Here is a 16,666-nt window from a genome sequence, read left to right as displayed (position 1 = left end):
AGGTGGGGGGGGGGCGTGGGGGGAAGGGGAAGAGGGGAGGGGGGGGGGGGGGGAGAGGGGGGCGCCTCCCCCCCTCACGCCCCCCCCCCCCCCCCGCCGTCGTACTTAAGCCCTGGTGGAGACTAGTGCGTGTCGACTGCTTCGATCTCAGTCTTGTCGCCACTCCACTGGGTGTGGAAGGTGCCTTCAACGTCAACACGGCTGTACGTGTGGGCGCCGAAGAGATCGCGCAGACCCTGGGTCAGTGCAGCGGGAAGGCGCGGCCGGCGCAGACCGTCGTAGTATGCCAGTGAGGACGAGAAGACGGGTACCGGGATACCCAGCTGAACAGCGGTGGAAACCACGCGGCGCCAGGCCGGGAGGACCTCGGCGATTTCCGCAGCGAAGGCCGGAGCGAACAGCAGGTTAGCCGGCTTGTCTTCTGCGGCGTATGCCTTGGTGATGTCCTTGAGGAGTTCGGCACGGATGATGCAACCGCCACGCCACAGCGAGGCAATCTCATCGAGCTTCAGGTCCCAGTTGTACTCTGCAGCAGCACTGTTGAGCATATCGATGCCCTGTGCGTAGCTGATGAGCTTGGAAGCGTAAAGAGCCTGACGAACGTCTTCAACGAAGTCGGCGCCCAGTTCAACGGCAACCTCGTGGCCGGCCAGAACTTCCTGGCCGATGGCACGCTGGTCACGCTGTGACGAGAGTCCGCGAGCAAAAACAGACTCGGCGATGGCGGAGATGGGCGAACCCAAATCCAGACCGGACTGAACCGTCCAGCGGCCCGTGCCCTTCTGGCCTGCGGAGTCAACAATGACGTCAACTAGCGGCTTGCCAGTCTTGGCGTCCACGTGACCCAGAACTTCGGCGGTGATTTCAATCAAGAAGGAAGCCAGCTGGCCTTCGTTCCACTTGCCGAAGATTTCAGTCTGCTCGGCCGGCTCGATGCCAGCGGCGCTACGCAGCAGGTCGAAAGCTTCGCCGATGACCTGCATGTCGGCATATTCGATGCCGTTGTGAACCATCTTCACGAAGTGGCCGGCGCCGTCAGTGCCGATCCATGCGCAGCAGGGCTCGCCGTCAACCTTTGCGGAAATCTTTTCCAACAGCGGGCCCAGAGCATCGTAGGATTCCTTGGAACCACCGGGCATGATGGACGGGCCCAGAAGGGCGCCTTCCTCACCACCGGAAACACCAACGCCTACAAAGTGCAGGTCCTTTTCGGCCAGGGCGGCTTCACGACGGCGGGTATCCAAGTAGTGCGAGTTGCCACCGTCAATGACGATGTCACCGGCTTCTAGCATCGGCACCAGCTGATCGATCACGGAGTCAACCGGGCCACCAGCCTTGACCATGATGAGTACGCGGCGCGGCTTCTCCAAGGAGTCAACCAATTCAGCCAAGGTCTCGGTGCGAACAAATTCGCCTTCGCTGCCGTGGGCCTCAAGCAGTGCATCTGTCTTGGCAACAGAGCGGTTGTGCAAGGCTACGGTGTATCCATTGCGGGCTAGGTTGCGTGCCAGGTTGGCGCCCATAACGGCCAGACCTGTAACACCGATCTGTGCAGTGCCAGTTAGTTCAGACATACTACCTCCAGGGGAATTGAATAGTTTCCCCCATCTTATCGGTCATGGCTGAAGTTCCCCAGTTCATTCCACGATTTGGATAGTGGCATTTCGTCACATTAGAAACAACTCGTGACAACCGGATGCCAATTTGTCGATCTAGGCCAGAAAGTTCAGTAGAACCTTGCCCGAGACCGTGGAATTACTAGCGGTCTCGAACGCAGCCAATCCCGCATCGAAAGCGTATTCATGAGTAATAACGGGGTCCACGAATAGCGTGCCGTCACTCAGTGCCGCAATAACCTCATCAATCTCATCATTGAACCGAAATGAGCCTACAAGCTCTAATTCGCGAGAAATGGCAAGAGATATGGCAACCGGTTGGCTTCCTGCTGGGAGCAGGCCCACCATCACCACTCGGCCACCGCGCACGGCTCCGATGATAGCCGATGCCAAGCCAAAGTGATTTCCAGAGGATTCGATCACTACATCGGCTTCCACAGCAGCAATGGCCTCCGCGTCGTCGGCGTCCAACAGCGCATCGGCGCCGACTGCCCGTGCTATTTCTAACGGCGTGGCGTGCAGGTCTACTGCTGTGATGTGAGCGGCACCGGCTCGTTTGAGGACCGCCACCGCCAAGGCTCCAATGGGCCCGCAACCCACCACAAGCGCCGACTTCCCACGTACCTCTCCTGCCCGAGCGACAGCGTGCCATGCAACACTGGCCGGCTCCACTAGGGCCGCACGACGCAGCGGCAGCTCGGGTGGCAAAGGGCGGAGCATGCGACTGGGCAGGTTGGCATACCGCCGGAAGGCTCCATCGGTGTGGGGATGCCGTGCCGCACTGCCGAGGTAAGTGCAGCCAGGAGAGAGGTTGGGTCGGTTTTCTGGGTATTTGGCAGCTCCAGTGGCAGGTGTTGCCGGGTGCACTGCTACCGGCGTTCCCTCAGAGGGTCCCGTACCATCGGCGGCGGCACGCAGCACGGTACCGACTACCTCGTGACCCAAAACCATGGGATCTTTTAGGATGGATTCCCCGGCAGCTCCATGTAGCCAGTAGTGGAGATCGGATCCACAGATGCCGCCATAGGCGATTTCGATGACAGCCTCATCAGCCCCGGGAGGAGTCAGCGCAATGCTCTCGATGCGAAGATCTCCCTTACCGTGGGCAACCACGGCGGGTGAACTCACTGGCAGTGGCGAGTTGCTATTGATGTCATTCATGTTCCTAGACCACCACCGTCATGCCGCCATCGATGAAGATGGTCTGGCCGTTGACAAAGTTTGAGGCGTCCGAGGCCAGCCAGACCGCCGGACCAGCTAGGTCTTCCACGGTCCCCCAGCGGTTAGCGGGCGTGCGGCCGAGAATCCAGGAGTTGAACTTCTCGTCATCGACCAGGTTCTGCGTCATCTCGGTGTGAATGTAGCCGGGCGCGATGCCATTGATCTGCAGCCCGCCGCTGGCCCATTCTGCCGTCATGGCGCGAGTCAGATTGCGCAGTCCGCCCTTGGCTGCCGTGTAGGCCGCGATCGTAGGTCGGGCCAGATCTGTCTGCACGGAGCAGATGTTAATGATCTTTCCGTGTCCACGCTCCAGCATTTTGCGGGCCGCCTCGCGACCGACCAGGAAAGCGCTCGTCAGATCCGTGCTGATGACCCGATCCCAGTCCTTAACATCGAGCTCAAGCAGCGGAACGCGGTGCTGAATTCCGGCGTTGTTGACCAGAATTTCCAGCGGCCCCACGTTATTTTCAATCCAAACGATGCCCTCTGCGGCCGCCACGCCATTGGTCACATCGAAAGCCACGGAGCGAATCTGCCCCTCGGCAAAATCTGCAGCCATGGCGGCCGTGGCTGCTGCCAGGCGCGTCGGGTCAATGCCATGAAGCACCACGGTTGCCCCGGCCTGAGCCAGGCCACGCGCCAAAGCGTTGCCAATGCCGCGGCTAGAACCAGTCACCAGGGCTACACGTCCAGTCAGGTCAAACATTTCACTCATTTGCTTATTAGTCCTTTACTACCGAAGAGGTTTTGTTCAAGAAGAAGGCGTGGCCAGCCGGGCGATATTTTCACGCACCACGGCCAGATCCATATCGCCTAAGCCCTGCTCTTTCAAAGTTCCATACAGTGCATGGGAGGCCGTGGCCAGGGGTACGGCCGAACCGGCGGCCTGGGCACTCTCGAGCACAAAGCCAAGATCTTTGTGCATAAATTTGGCCGGCCCCGTAGGCGCATAGTCCTTTGCGGCAATGCGCGGGCCCACAATATTCAGCACCGCGCTGCTGGCTAGGCCACCACTGAGGACTTCGAAGAGCGCCGCAACATCCATGCCCGAGCGCTCGGCGAGTTCGGCTACTTCGGCGAGGGCCGCCGTCGTGCTTCCCACCAAGAGCTGGTTGCAGGCCTTCGCCAACGAACCCGACCCCAGTTCACCTAGGAGGCGCACCGTGGATCCCAGGCTTTCCAGAACGGGTAGGACGGAGGCGAAGCTGGCCGCATCTCCCCCTGCCATGATCGCCAGCGTCCCCTGCTGGGCGCCAATAGTTCCACCACTCACGGGGGCGTCGATGACAGATGCGTTGCCAGAACTCGCCAGTGCCACGTCGGCGCCGAATGCCTTGACGGCCTGAGGCGAAACACTGCTCATGACCACGACGACGGTTCCTGGCTTCGGGGGCACTGCTCGCCAGGCGTCCAGGAGCTGCTCCGCGGCCTCGAGAATGTGACTCAGGTCAGGCAACATGAAGATCAAAATTGCGTGATCTCGCAGCTCGGCGACCGTCTCGGCCACGTGGGCGCCCTGCCCGTGCAATTCGCTCACGGCTCCCGCGGAACGGTTCCAGAGCGTCACGGGCCAGCCCGCTTTCAACAAATTGGCGGCCATGGGCGCACCCATATGCCCCAGGCCAACAAATCCGAGCGCGCCGGGGGTGTCGTATCCTGATGAACCTAATGAAGGGGTGTGCGTCATTGCTTACCTGTCCTCACAACCTTGTTGGTGGTTTTTCTTAGCGACTCGTCGTCACATTTGTTCAGTATTCTATCCACAATTCAGTATGATGAACATCATGACCACAAATAATCTCATCGTTGCGATTGCTGTCCCCCTGGAAGCCGAGCTAGTAGAGGCCATTGTGGCCGCTCACCCGGCCGTCACCGTCCTCTATGAGCCCGAACTACTCCCCCAGGAAAGATTCCCCGCCGATCACGCCGGCGATCCCGCCTTTGTCCGCACGCCGGCACAAGAAGCCCGCTACTGGGAAATCCTCAACAGCGCCGATGTGCTGTACGGCTTCCCCAATGAAAACCCGGCTGGCCTGGCCACCATCGCCTCGAGTCAGAAGTTGAAGTGGATTCAGGCCATGGCTGCAGGAGCCGGCGGAGCCGTCAAGGCGGCCAACCTCGCCCCCGCCGATCTGGAACGCATCACCGTCACGAGCTCCGCGGGCGTGCACGCCCTTCCGCTCGCCGAGTTCGCCATAATGGGCGCCCTCAACGGCCTCAAGCGCACGGCCGAGCTCGCCGCCGATCAGACCGCCAAGCACTGGCCCGAACTGCGCACCCCCACACGTTTGGCCAGCGGATCCAACGTCGTCATCACGGGTCTAGGCGAGATCGGCCTCGAGACTGCTCGCCTGGCTCGTGCCCTCGGGATGAAGGTCAGCGGCACCAAGCGCAACGTGGCCCCCATCGAGGGCATCGAGACGGTCACCGACACTAACGGCCTCCCCGGCCTGGTCGCCACGGCCGACATCGTGATCAACACCCTGCCCGGCACCCCGTATACGGAGAAGATGATCAACGCCAACATCTTCAACGCCATGAAGCCCGGCACCGTGCTGGTCAACGTTGGCCGCGGCACGGTCATCGACGAAGATGCGCTCCTGACGGCATTGAACAATGGCCAGATCTCCTACGCCTGCCTGGACGTCTTCGCCGTTGAGCCGTTGCCAGCCGCGAGCCCGCTTTGGGAGCACCCGCGTGTCATGGTCTCCCCACACACCTCTGCACTGAGTCTGGCCGAGAACCGCCTCATCGCCGAACGCTTCATCGAGAACCTCGCCAGCTTCCAGGCCGGCGAGCCGCTCCTCCACACGGTCGACCCCGTCCACTTCTACTAAGCCACCACCCTCGAGGGGAGTCTGCCACGCGGCAGGCTCTCCTTTTGTGTTTGTCTCCCCAAGTACGACGGCGCACGCCTCACCTCGCGCCGCAGGGGCGGCATCCGGCGTCGAACATCTTGGCTAAGACTTGCCTTGATCCAGCTAGTTCCAGGAGGCGGGACGGGTTTCCCGGCTCTCATCAAGACCAGGGAACTTCCATCCACACCCAGACTCAGTGGCTCAATTGCCGGGGGCGGAACCCACGGAGTCACTCCGCTTCCGCCCATCGACCCGTCAGATAGTGCCGCTTTGCCCAACACTTTCGGGCATTATGTGACGACTGACTGCTGAGTCAGGTACATGCCACGGCGAAAACGATCCTTGGAGCCACGCCGCTCACCCTTAAACACCACATGGCACCTGCCAGGGGCAGACGCCATGTGGAGTAGTGCGAGCTTAGGAAGCGTCTTCGACGAGGTTGAGGTCGCGGCCTACCGTTTCGGGGGTGACGAAGGTCGTGGCAAAGGAAATCGAGGACAGCACCAGCGAATAGATCGCCAGGACCATCCAGGACTGATTCGTGACAGCCAGGAGCCCTGCGCCGATCATGGGGGCGAAGCCACCGGCAAAGACAGCGGAGATTTCGCGGCTCATCGCAACTCCCGTGAAGCGGTGGGTCGAACCGAAGAGTTCAGGAAGCATGGCGCACTGCGGGCCAAGCATCGACTGCACACCGATGGAGATACCCACAACCATGACGGCCCATACGAGCCAGACGTGACCGAGCGTGATCATGTAGAACGCAGGGAAGGCAAAGAGCAGCTGGAACAAGGCCCCGTAGCGGTAGACCTGGACGCGGCCTACCCGGTCGGACAGGGCGCCGAAGAAGAGAACTAGAACTGCAGAGAAGCCGGCGGCGATCAGTAGACCTGCCGGGCCGATGAACTTATCACCCTCAAAGACGCCCCCCTTCATGGCCATGAAGCTCACGAGCAGGGATGAGTAAATGCTGGAGTTGCCATTTTCACCCATGCGTAGACCGATGCCGATAAACACGTTCTTCTTGGAGTTGCGCCAGAGGATGCCCAAAGGGTTCTTTGTGACATTTTCGTGTTTGGCGAGCTCCTGGAAAACGGGGGTTTCCTTGAGCCTGAGGCGAATGTAGACCGCAACACCGATCAGCAGGATGCTTGCCAGGAAGGGCACACGCCACAGCCCGCCCTCGAGGACCTCGGGATTAGCCATTCCCAGCAGGGCGAAGGTTCCGGCGCCTAGGAGTGTACCGATTTGAATACCAACGAAGGGCAACGCGGCGAAGAAGCCACGGCGCTTACGGGGTGCAACTTCGGAAATCAAGGTCGTTGCGCCCGCTTGCTCGGCTCCGGCGCCGAGGCCCTGGAGAATTCGCAGGATCACTAGGAGTACTGCACCAACCATGCCGGCCTGTGAATACGTGGGTAGGAGACCAATCGCGAACGATGCCGTTCCCATGAGTGCAATGGTAATCAACAGCACGTGCTTGCGACCAAAGCGGTCACCGATGTAACCAAAGATCAGCCCACCGAAGGGACGAGCCGCGAAGCCAACGCCGTAGGTAGCAAAGGAGGCAATCAAGGCGCCGGAGGTACCGAGCGGGGCGAAAAACAACGGGCCAAAGATAAGGGCTGACGCCAACCCGTAGATGTAGAAGTCGTAGTACTCAAGTGCTGAGCCGACGGAACTGGCCAATGTGGCCCGGCGAAGCTGCTCAGGGTCGACCTTGTCTTCTACTTGCGAAGTGGCTGCTGAGTCTGTGCGAAGCGGTTGTGTAGTCACTGAATCTCCCTTGAAACGTACCGAACCACCATTGGTTCAGCAGGCGACAACGACCAGAAGGTCGATCACTATGTTGAACAGCGTACAACACAATGAACACTTCACCAAGGAAAAATGTCGCTTACGTCACTAACCCATGGGATTGCCCAGCATTTTGGTGAGATCCCGCAGCTCGGCAACCATGGCCTCGCGCTCAGCCTCGGAGAAGGTCGCCTTCAAGGCGGTCACGGATACGCCCAGACTTGGCCCGTGCGAGCCGCGTGTGGGAACGGCCACGCCAAGGCTCACCACGCCCAAGGTGGATTCCTCATCCTCAAAGGCATAGCCCTGCTCGCGAATCGTCCCCAGCTGTGCCTTGAGCTCCTTGCCGGTTTTCAAGGAGTGGGCCGTCATAATGGGCAGCGCCAGATCATCAGGAAACTGCTCTTCAAGATCATGGTCATGCAGCTTGGCCACGAGAGCCTTGCCGACAGAACAGAGGGAGACGGGCATCTTGTCGCCGATATTAGATGTCAGGCGAACGGCTGGGTGCCCCTCATAGCGGGCAAGGTAGATGACATTGTCGCCATCGAGCATGGCGATGCGAACTGTAGCCAGCTTCAACAGCGGCGCCTGTTCACAGAAGCGATAAAACTCTTTCACCTCATCGCGACGACTCAGGTAAGCAGCACCGAGCTCCACAAGCTTCACGCCCAGCGCATAGTCGCTTCCCACCCTAATGATGAGTTCGGCATCCTCTAGAGCTTGAAGCAGATTGGAGGTAGAGGACTTCGGAATTGCCAGTTCACGCGCCAGGTCACTGAGGGTCAGGCGCCCCGTAGCGGATTCCGCCAAAGCGTCTAGAACAGCCGCTGCTCGCGTCACAGCTGGAGCCGGAGTGGCATTGGCCTTGGGCTCGTGACCCTTGACGGCCTTCTGGGGCGGTGCGGTCGTAACTTCACTCATTGCTTCACTCATGGATTTCCTCGACGCTGAAGGGGGTGGCCCAGGGGTCTCGCAGGCCGATTATTCCGCTGCAATCCTAGTTCATTACAGTGGACCACTTCCATCATACTGATCACCATTAGAGGTAGAACGTCCGGTATTGTGTTTTGACTTTCGGGGCTGTATATTCGTTTCCAGACCTTCCACTGTGGCGTCCCCCAATAGCCACAGTGGGAGGTCCTCCACTTTAAAAAGCCGCCTCGAAAAGCAATCTGGAAATCTGGCGTGTCAGTTTGCATCTTGCCGAATCAGGCGCTATATTTTTATTACTGGTTCCCCACCACAGCGTCCCCCAATAGCTGTGGCGGGGAACCTTTCACTTTTAACGTTCATGCCTGCGCCGAGGATAGGGGGGGTAGCCGGCTGTGGACTATTGGCAGGCGAGCAGGCGCACGAAGTCTAGTTCACCGATGACACGGATATCTTGTCCCGCGGCAGCCAACTCGTGAGCACGCTTGACCTTCGCACTGACGCGAGTTCCTTGGTCAATCTCGGCCCCCACGACCAAGGTGACCTTCTTCGTGACACTGTTGAGAATCCTCGCCCCCTTGGCAGCCGCAGCATCCTGAGCTTCCACACGCGCCATGGCGGCCAGGTCCCCACTGAAAACGACGGTTTGGCCAAAGAGCGGCCCCTCAGGATTAGCCAGGGCGTTGGCGTGGGGCAGATCCGCCAATTTTCGCGTATATCCTGCAGAGTAATAGCCGGGCATCTTAGCGGCCGGCTTCTCGCTGGAGGGCCATAGCTCAGCCATGGTAGATGACCCACTGCGTCGGGCAAGCTCAATCGCTATAAGGGCACTGGCCCGCGCATCGTCGCCGAATTCACAGTGATTATAAGCGGGTATATCCAGTGCGGCCACAACATCCGAGGGCGAGTAGTGCGGCAGCTGCAGATGCCTTCTGGCCAATTCCAAGGTGCAGTGGAATTCCAGCGCTGGGATCGGCAAGCCGCTGGCCTCGTTGACTTTGGCGATGACCGTTTGCTCAAAGCTGACATGATGGCCAACCAGTGCGTCCCCGCCAATAAAGGTCATTATGGGGCCGTGTATGCTCCGCCAGTCAGGCATGTGGTGCACATGGGCCGCCGTAATGCCGTGATTACGCGAATGGGCGGATTCGAATTGCGTGTATCCGGGCAGTGGCTTCATGAGCCAGATACGCTGTGCAACGACCTGACCAGCTCTGACCTTCGTCAGACCAACAGCACAGACGGAGGCGCGAAAGCTGTTGGCGGTTTCAAAGTCGATCGCGGTGAACGATATTCCTTGCATGCTCTCCCCTATTGCCAAACTGCGGCAGTTACGACGTTCGTTTCCAGTCCGGGCACTTCGCCGGACAAACTCGCCGGACAAACTCCCCGGACAAAGCAAAGAACCCCTCGCGTTCTTGGCCTAAGCCTTGAATGCGAGGGGTTCCTCTGTGGTGGGTCCTACCGGGATCGAACCGATGACATCCACGGTGTAAACGTGGCGCTCTACCAGCTGAGCTAAAGACCCATTCACCAATCAGTCCTACAAGCTGTGCGCTTGTTGGCCTGACCAACGAGAAACTACTGTACACGATGTTTTACTGTTTACGCCAATCGAGCTCCCAGTAGCTCTGTGAGATGGCTCATAGCCTCGCCGACGCCCATCTCCATCTTCACTGTTGCCAGCGAATCCCCGCGAGTTTTCCCTCGGTTAATGATGATGACGGGTTTGCCGTCCTTGGCAGCCTTCTTGGCGAAGCGCCGTCCCGAGAGAACCATCAGGGAGGAACCGGCAACCACCAGCGCTTCTGCGGTATCCACCATCTCAAAGGCCTGGAGCACTCTGTCTTTGGGAACATTTTCACCAAAGAAGACAAAGTCCGGCTTAAGCAGCCCGCCACAGAGTGGGCACTTGGCGATGTTGAACTCCGCAATCAGATGCTCACTAGCCACATCGGCATCTGCATCGGGAGCAGCAGAAACCCCGCCCGCAGCTTCGACAGCTTCCAAAAAACCGGGATTGAGCTCGTTGAGAATGATGGCCAAAAAAGCTCGTGAATAGCTGGTGCCGCAATTGGTGCACACTACTTGATCGAAGCGACCATGAAGATCCACCACGTTCTGGGCACCGGCGGCTTCATGCAGCCGGTCCACATTTTGGGTCACAATGCCGCTTAGCAGCCCGGCACGCTCCAACGCTGCCGCAGCAAGGTGTCCAGTATTCGGGGCGGCCGAGTGCATTTTTGCCCAGCCCACGTGGTTTCTAGCCCAATAACGGCGCCGAAGCTTCGGGTCGCCCATAAATTCTTGGTATGTCAGTGGATTACGGGGCGGCGCGCCCGGCCCGCGATAGTCCGGAATACCGGAATCAGTGCTGATGCCGGCGCCGGTAAGCAGAGCAAAGGATTTATCACCCAGCAGGGCTGCAACACTGTCAAGGGCGCCCCTATCAGCGCTACTCAAAGGCGTGGCTTCACGCAGACGCTCCGGCGTGTCCGCCGGCTTTTGCACAAAACCAGTCTGACCAATGCCTGGGCGAATAGTGTCCATCGTTATAGCCGTTCCAGTGACGCTTTATACCGAGCCAAAGGGCGAGCTTGTCCCCTGGGTGTGCTGAACATGTCGGCGATGACGCCCTCGGCAGTGATGAGAAAACTGCTTCTACCTGCCATGCCACGAGCGCCATCAAAAACGCCATACTCTTGGGCCACCTTGCCATGCGGCCAAAAATCGGCCAGCAAGTCAAAGGTGTAGCCCTCGGCGCCCGCGTAGGCCCGCAGCGTGTATTTCGTGTCGATTGAGACAGCCAGCAAATGCACCCCGGCAGCGTCAAACTCGCCGAGGTTGCGCTGCAACTCGGCCAGCTCCCCCGTGCAAATACCGGAGAAAGCGAAGGGATAGAACACCAGCATGACAGCGGCGCCGCGCAACCCAGCCAGCGAAACTGGCTCCCCAAACTGGTTGGGTAAGCAAAACTCAGGGGCAATGTCCCCTAGTTTCACGCCTGGGTGCGTGACGCCGTCGTCCATCACGGGCTGTCCTGTCTGAACTTCCCTAGTGACACGGGCCTACTGGCGTTTGCGCGGAGCAAGCCGCGTAGCAGCCCAGTCCGTGGACACGCCAGCGGTGGTGGTGACATGGAGGCCAGCAGTGGGGGCAGCTTCCTGGATGTCCGACGGCGGGACGTAACTATCGCGGCCTTGCTTAGGTGTCAGAATCCATACCACCCCGCCCTCATCCAAGGTGGTCAGCGAATCGACAAGGGCGTCCACAAGGTCGCCATCACCATCTCGCCACCAGAAGATGACCGAATCCACTACGTCATGATCCTGCTCATCAAACATTTCTGACCCAATGAGGGTTTCAATGCTGTCACGTAAGTCAAAATCAACGTCGTCATCGTATCCGAGCTCCTGGATGAGATCGCCATCCTTGAACCCTAAACTGCCTGCCACCTGGGCAATAGTGCCGGCGTCGGCCTCACTCACGGTATTTCCTCCTGCGATCAACGCTTGCGCGCTGGGTTGTTGGTCAATGAACCCCAGTCTAGGGGGTGAGTCCACTTCGCCTCCACTTAACGTGTTGCTGGCGGCTACCGGACTCACAACTCCTGAGGATTGCTGTGATTTACATTACCCACTTTGTTCGCGCTTCCCCAGAATGAACGCACAAGAGAACCCAAAGCGGCACGTAGCAGGGCAATGGAGGGACTTCATGCAATGGGCACAGCTACGCACAAGCGCTTCCTGCGGTCTACAGTGTTAGGACACGCTCATGGCCACAGCCTTGGGCGCCCCACACTGCTTTTAAGAGAGGTTGGACGTGGCTGCAGGAGACGAAAGCTCCCATATCCTCAGCGGGTTGACAAACCAGCTGCCTGATCGCGATCCGGAAGAGACAGCCGAATGGCTTGAGTCCCTGGACACGTTGATTCAGGAACGGGGCACTGAACGTGCCCAGTTCATCATGCGTAGCCTGCTGCAGCGGGCCGGCGCGCAGAGCGTCGGCGTGCCTATGGTCACGACCACCGACTACGTGAACACCATCCCTGTCGATCAGGAACCCGAGTTCCCCGGCAACGAAGAGATCGAGCGTAAATACCGCGCATGGCTGCGCTGGAATGCCGCCGTCTTGGTACACCGCGCGCAGCACCCCGATATTGGTGTGGGTGGACATATCTCCACCTATGCCGGTGCGGCAACCCTGTACGAGGTGGGCTTTAACCACTTCTTCCGCGGCAAGGACCATGCTGGCGGAGGTGACCAGATCTTCTTCCAGGGCCACGCCTCCCCCGGCATGTATGCCCGAGCTTTCCTTGAAGGCCGCCTCAGCGAAGAGGACTTGGATGGATTCCGTCAGGAAAAGTCCAAGGAAGGGCACGCGCTGTCCTCCTACCCTCACCCGCGCCTCATGCCGGAGTTCTGGGAGTTCCCCACGGTTTCCATGGGCATTGGCCCCATGAACGCCATTTACCAGGCGCAATCCAACCGGTACCTGCACAACCGCGGTATCAAGGACACCAGCGACCAGCACGTCTGGGCCTTCCTGGGCGACGGCGAAATGGACGAGCCCGAATCACGCGGCCTGCTCCAGCTTGCGGCTAATGACAAGTTGGACAACCTAACCTTTGTGGTCAACTGCAACCTGCAGCGCCTCGACGGTCCGGTGCGCGGTAACGGCAAGATCGTTCAGGAACTTGAAGCGTTCTTCCGCGGTGCCGGCTGGAACGTCATCAAGGTCCTTTGGGGCCGCGAGTGGGATGACCTGCTCGAGCGTGACACAGACGGTTCGCTGGTTGATGTCATGAACACCACACGCGACGGCGATTACCAGACGTACAAGGCTGAGTCAGGCGGATTTGTGCGCGAGCACTTCTTTGGTCAGACACCTCAGACCAAGGAACTCGCAGCCCACCTGAGCGACGACGAGGTCTGGAACCTCAAGCGCGGTGGCCACGATTACCACAAGGTTTACGCAGCCTACAAGGCAGCCATGGACTTCAAGGGCAAGCCCACAGTGATCTTGGCCCACACGGTGAAGGGCTACGGTCTGGGCACACACTTCGAGGCGCGTAACTCAACGCACCAGATGAAGAAGCTCACCTTGCAGGACCTGAAGGACTTCCGTACGCACCTGCGTCTGCCCATCACCGATGAGGTTCTCGAAGCAGATCCGTACCGTCCCCCGTACTACCACCCCGGGATGGACACACCGGAGATCCAGTACATGATGGATCGCCGCCGGGAATTGGGCGGTTCCGTTCCGCAGCGTCGCACCAAGCACACCGAGCTGGAACTGCCGGGCGAGAAGACCTACGAGGTCGCTAACCGCGGTTCGGGCAAGCAGCAAGCAGCCACCACCATGGCGTTTGTGCGTTTGCTCAAGGATTTGATGCGTGACAAGGGAATCGGGCAGCGTATTGTCCCGATCATCCCGGATGAGGCACGTACCTTCGGTATTGACGCTTTCTTCCCGACCGCGAAGATCTACAACCCCAACGGTCAGAACTACTTGTCCGTGGACCGCGATCTGGTGCTGGCCTACAAGGAGTCCATCTCAGGACAAATTGTGCACGCAGGCATCAACGAGGCCGGCTCTGTAGCTGCGTTCACCGCAGCCGGAACTGCCTACGCAACCCATGGCGAACCGTTAATCCCGATCTACGTGTTCTACTCCATGTTCGGCTTCCAGCGCACCGGCGACAGCTTCTGGGCTGCCGGTGACCAGATGACCCGTGGATTCATCATTGGCGCCACCGCCGGACGTACAACCCTGACCGGTGAGGGCCTGCAGCACGCTGACGGCCACTCACCGATCTTGGCTGCCACTAACCCTGCCGTGGTCTCCTATGACCCCGCGTACGGTTACGAAATTGGCGCGATCATCAAGTCCGGTCTGGAGCGCATGTACGGGCCGGATTCTACGGATCCCAACGTCATGTACTACCTCACGGTCTACAACGAGCCGATTATTCAGCCCAAGGCCCCGGAAAACATGGACGTCGAAGGCATCGTCAAGGGCATTTACCTGCTCAAGAAGAGCGAGCACGAGGGACCGCGCACACAGTTGCTGGCTTCTGGTGTCTCTGTGCCGTGGGCTTTGGAAGCTGCACAGATTCTCGCTGACGAATGGGGCGTTGCCGCCGATGTTTGGTCCGTCACCTCATGGAACGAGTTGCGCCGCGACGCACTTGCCGCCGAGGAGGACGCGTTCTTGCACCCGGAAAATGAGCCTCGCGTTCCGTACATCACGGCCAAGATGGCAGATGCACATGGTCCCATCATTGCCGTGACCGATTACATGAAGGCCGTGCCGGATCAGGTTCGTCAGTTCCTGCCCAACGACTTCGCCACCCTGGGCGCGGACGGCTTCGGCTTCTCCGATACCCGCTCCGCGGCCCGCCGCTTCTTCAAGATCGACTCCCACTCGGTGGTTGTCCGCACCTTGCAGATGCTGGCCAAGGACGGCTTGGTCGACGCCGGCGCACCAGCTCAGGCGATCGCCAAGTACGATCTGCTCAACGTCAACGCTGGCACCACCGGCAACGCTGGCGGCGAAGGCTAGTCAAACGCTAAGCGAAGGCTAGGCGGGGCCTAACAGCCACGCTACTTTGCGCTAGGTCGTCATGGGCGGCTGCTGGTGCTGTAGAAGTTCTACAGCACCAGCAGCCGCCCATTGACGTTTATCCCGCGACTCCACCGCTTTGTTAGTTTTTGCTTTGTGTTGCCCTCTTGTTGGGTTCACACAAATTCCCCTCACCGCCAGAAAGACATATCCTCGAGATATGGCAGCTAACGATTCCGCGGGCACACACCCTTCCGAGCAGGATCCGGGTAGTGAACCCACTCCTCCCGTTCAGGCCAATACCGCGAACTCCTCTGGGACGCTAGAACGGCTGCGGGCCAACATTGGCACCTTGTCCAACATGATGCGTCGAGAGCTTGAAAATACGCTGCCCTGGTACCGGCGCCTCAGTGCTGATGAACGCTCTTCGCTAGGACTCGTGGCCCAAAATGGCATCACCGCTTTTGTCTCCTGGTACGAACACCCCTCTTCCCCCAGTTGGGTGCTGTCAGATGTTTTCGGCACGGCCCCCACCGAGCTAACCCGCTCCATCAGTCTCCAGCGCGCTCTGCAGTTGATCCGCACAGTGGTCCAGGTAGTGGAGGACAAAGTTCCTGAACTGGCTGCACCCGAAGAGCAGGTTGCCCTGCGCGAAGCTGTGCTGCGGTACTCCCGGGAGGTGGCTTTTGCTGCCGCCGATGTCTACGCACGAGCAGCGGAAAATCGGGGCGCCTGGGATACCCGCTTGGAAGCCCTAGCCGTTGACGGGATTCTCCGAGGGGAAAACACCGACGCTCTGCAGTCACGCATCTCCGCGCTGGGCTGGACCTCCCACGGCCGTTTCACCATCATGGTTGGGCCAGCCCCCTCAGAGACCGATGCAATGTTCCTCTCCACCCTGCGGCGGGCTGCAGGGCGTTTTGCCCAAGACGTCATGGTGGGCATCCAGGGCGATAAATTGATCTTGGTACTGGGCAATGTGGCGGACCCAGAATCAGCCTATGTGCGTCTGAGTGAGCTTTTTGCTCCGGGTCCGGTGGTGTACGGTCCGCTGGCGACAACGCTGGCCGAGGCAACAGCCTGCGCCAAGGCGGCCTTTGCCGGCATCTCCGTGGCTAAGGGCTGGTCCTCTGCTCCACGCCCGGTTTCAGCAGATGACCTCTTACCAGAACGTGTGATCGGCGGGGACGAATCGGCCCGCCGGGCTCTCATGAGCAACATTTACCGCCCCCTGGTGGCAGCCTCCAACGGGCTCGTAGAAACACTCAGCAGCTACCTACAAGGCGGCCATTCACTGGAAGCGGCTGCTCGTGAGCTTTTTGTCCATTCCAACACCGTCCGGTACCGGCTCCGCCGCGTCTGTGATGTGACAGGCTGGGACCCGCTGATTCCCCGCGAGGCCTTTGTTCTGCAAACGGCACTGATTGTGGGCAGGCTGGCCACGCCTAGCAAAGCCCCTCAACACGTTGCTGCCAAACACGTCACAGCCAAACAGCTACCCCCCAAACACGCCTCCGCGAAGCCCGCCACGAAGGAAACGCAGAAGCTGTCAGCTACTAAAAACGGCGCCTCGCAGGCCACCAGCGTCCTGTCCACACCCCACCAAGAGGCGTAACGAATACCCCTTGTCAGCGGCGAGCGTTGTAGACTTCCTACAAATTGTGCCGAGGAGCTTGG

General features: G+C 59.6%; 13 protein-coding genes and 1 tRNA gene. 3 read left to right on the top strand and 11 right to left on the bottom strand.

Annotated features, from left to right (window positions below; genetic code table 11):
* Positions 1-122: 122 nt before the first annotated feature.
* The 4 genes from gndA to ACX80D_RS15655 form a co-directional block, all read right to left on the bottom strand.
* Complete coding sequence (gene gndA / locus ACX80D_RS15670; protein ID WP_459323801.1) at positions 123-1,574, bottom strand: NADP-dependent phosphogluconate dehydrogenase; 1,452 nt, start codon at positions 1,572-1,574, stop codon at positions 123-125.
* Between the two features lie 138 nt (positions 1,575-1,712).
* On the bottom strand, positions 1,713-2,777 hold the full coding sequence (locus tag ACX80D_RS15665; RefSeq protein WP_459323800.1) for an L-idonate 5-dehydrogenase: 1,065 nt from the start codon (positions 2,775-2,777) through the stop codon (positions 1,713-1,715).
* 4 nt (positions 2,778-2,781) lie between these two features.
* Complete coding sequence (locus tag ACX80D_RS15660; protein WP_459323799.1) at positions 2,782-3,552, bottom strand: SDR family oxidoreductase; 771 nt, start codon at positions 3,550-3,552, stop codon at positions 2,782-2,784.
* A gap of 36 nt (positions 3,553-3,588) precedes the next feature.
* Complete coding sequence (locus tag ACX80D_RS15655; protein ID WP_459323798.1) at positions 3,589-4,524, bottom strand: NAD(P)-dependent oxidoreductase; 936 nt, start codon at positions 4,522-4,524, stop codon at positions 3,589-3,591.
* Between the two features lie 85 nt (positions 4,525-4,609).
* Here ACX80D_RS15655 and ACX80D_RS15650 point away from each other — a divergent pair, with 85 nt between their 5' ends.
* Complete coding sequence (locus ACX80D_RS15650; RefSeq protein WP_459323797.1) at positions 4,610-5,674, top strand: D-2-hydroxyacid dehydrogenase; 1,065 nt, start codon at positions 4,610-4,612, stop codon at positions 5,672-5,674.
* A gap of 438 nt (positions 5,675-6,112) precedes the next feature.
* Here ACX80D_RS15650 and ACX80D_RS15645 read toward each other — a convergent pair whose 3' ends face one another.
* The 7 genes from ACX80D_RS15645 to ACX80D_RS15615 form a co-directional block, all read right to left on the bottom strand.
* Positions 6,113-7,471: an MFS transporter gene (locus ACX80D_RS15645; protein WP_459323796.1), complete on the bottom strand. Its 1,359-nt coding sequence runs from the start codon at positions 7,469-7,471 to the stop codon at positions 6,113-6,115.
* A gap of 129 nt (positions 7,472-7,600) precedes the next feature.
* A complete protein-coding gene (locus ACX80D_RS15640; protein ID WP_459323803.1) occupies positions 7,601-8,416 on the bottom strand; it encodes an IclR family transcriptional regulator in 816 nt (271 codons plus the stop codon).
* 409 nt (positions 8,417-8,825) lie between these two features.
* Positions 8,826-9,728 (bottom strand): hypothetical protein, encoded by a 903-nt coding sequence (locus tag ACX80D_RS15635; protein WP_459323795.1) that lies wholly within the window; start codon positions 9,726-9,728, stop codon positions 8,826-8,828.
* A 149-nt stretch (positions 9,729-9,877) separates the two neighbouring features.
* Positions 9,878-9,953, bottom strand: a tRNA-Val gene (locus tag ACX80D_RS15630).
* A gap of 77 nt (positions 9,954-10,030) precedes the next feature.
* Positions 10,031-10,975: an NAD-dependent protein deacetylase gene (locus ACX80D_RS15625; RefSeq protein WP_459323794.1), complete on the bottom strand. Its 945-nt coding sequence runs from the start codon at positions 10,973-10,975 to the stop codon at positions 10,031-10,033.
* A 2-nt stretch (positions 10,976-10,977) separates the two neighbouring features.
* A complete protein-coding gene (locus ACX80D_RS15620) occupies positions 10,978-11,454 on the bottom strand; it encodes a peroxiredoxin (RefSeq protein ID WP_459323802.1) in 477 nt (158 codons plus the stop codon).
* 39 nt (positions 11,455-11,493) lie between these two features.
* Positions 11,494-11,913, bottom strand: a complete 420-nt coding sequence (locus ACX80D_RS15615) for a DUF3052 domain-containing protein (protein WP_459323793.1) — start codon at positions 11,911-11,913, stop codon at positions 11,494-11,496.
* A gap of 334 nt (positions 11,914-12,247) precedes the next feature.
* On the opposite strand from ACX80D_RS15615, the gene aceE reads away from it, so the two are divergent.
* Together aceE and ACX80D_RS15605 are read left to right on the top strand one after the other, a co-directional pair.
* Positions 12,248-14,989: a pyruvate dehydrogenase (acetyl-transferring), homodimeric type gene (aceE, locus tag ACX80D_RS15610; protein WP_459323792.1), complete on the top strand. Its 2,742-nt coding sequence runs from the start codon at positions 12,248-12,250 to the stop codon at positions 14,987-14,989.
* Positions 14,990-15,209: 220 nt separating this feature from the next.
* Positions 15,210-16,604 (top strand): PucR family transcriptional regulator, encoded by a 1,395-nt coding sequence (locus tag ACX80D_RS15605; RefSeq protein ID WP_459323791.1) that lies wholly within the window; start codon positions 15,210-15,212, stop codon positions 16,602-16,604.
* Positions 16,605-16,666 lie beyond the last annotated feature (62 nt).

The sequence above is a fragment of the Arthrobacter sp. Sr24 genome (assembly GCF_054511175.1).
Note: the sequence above shows the minus strand (reverse complement) of the source record. Positions and strands in the feature narration are given on the sequence as shown.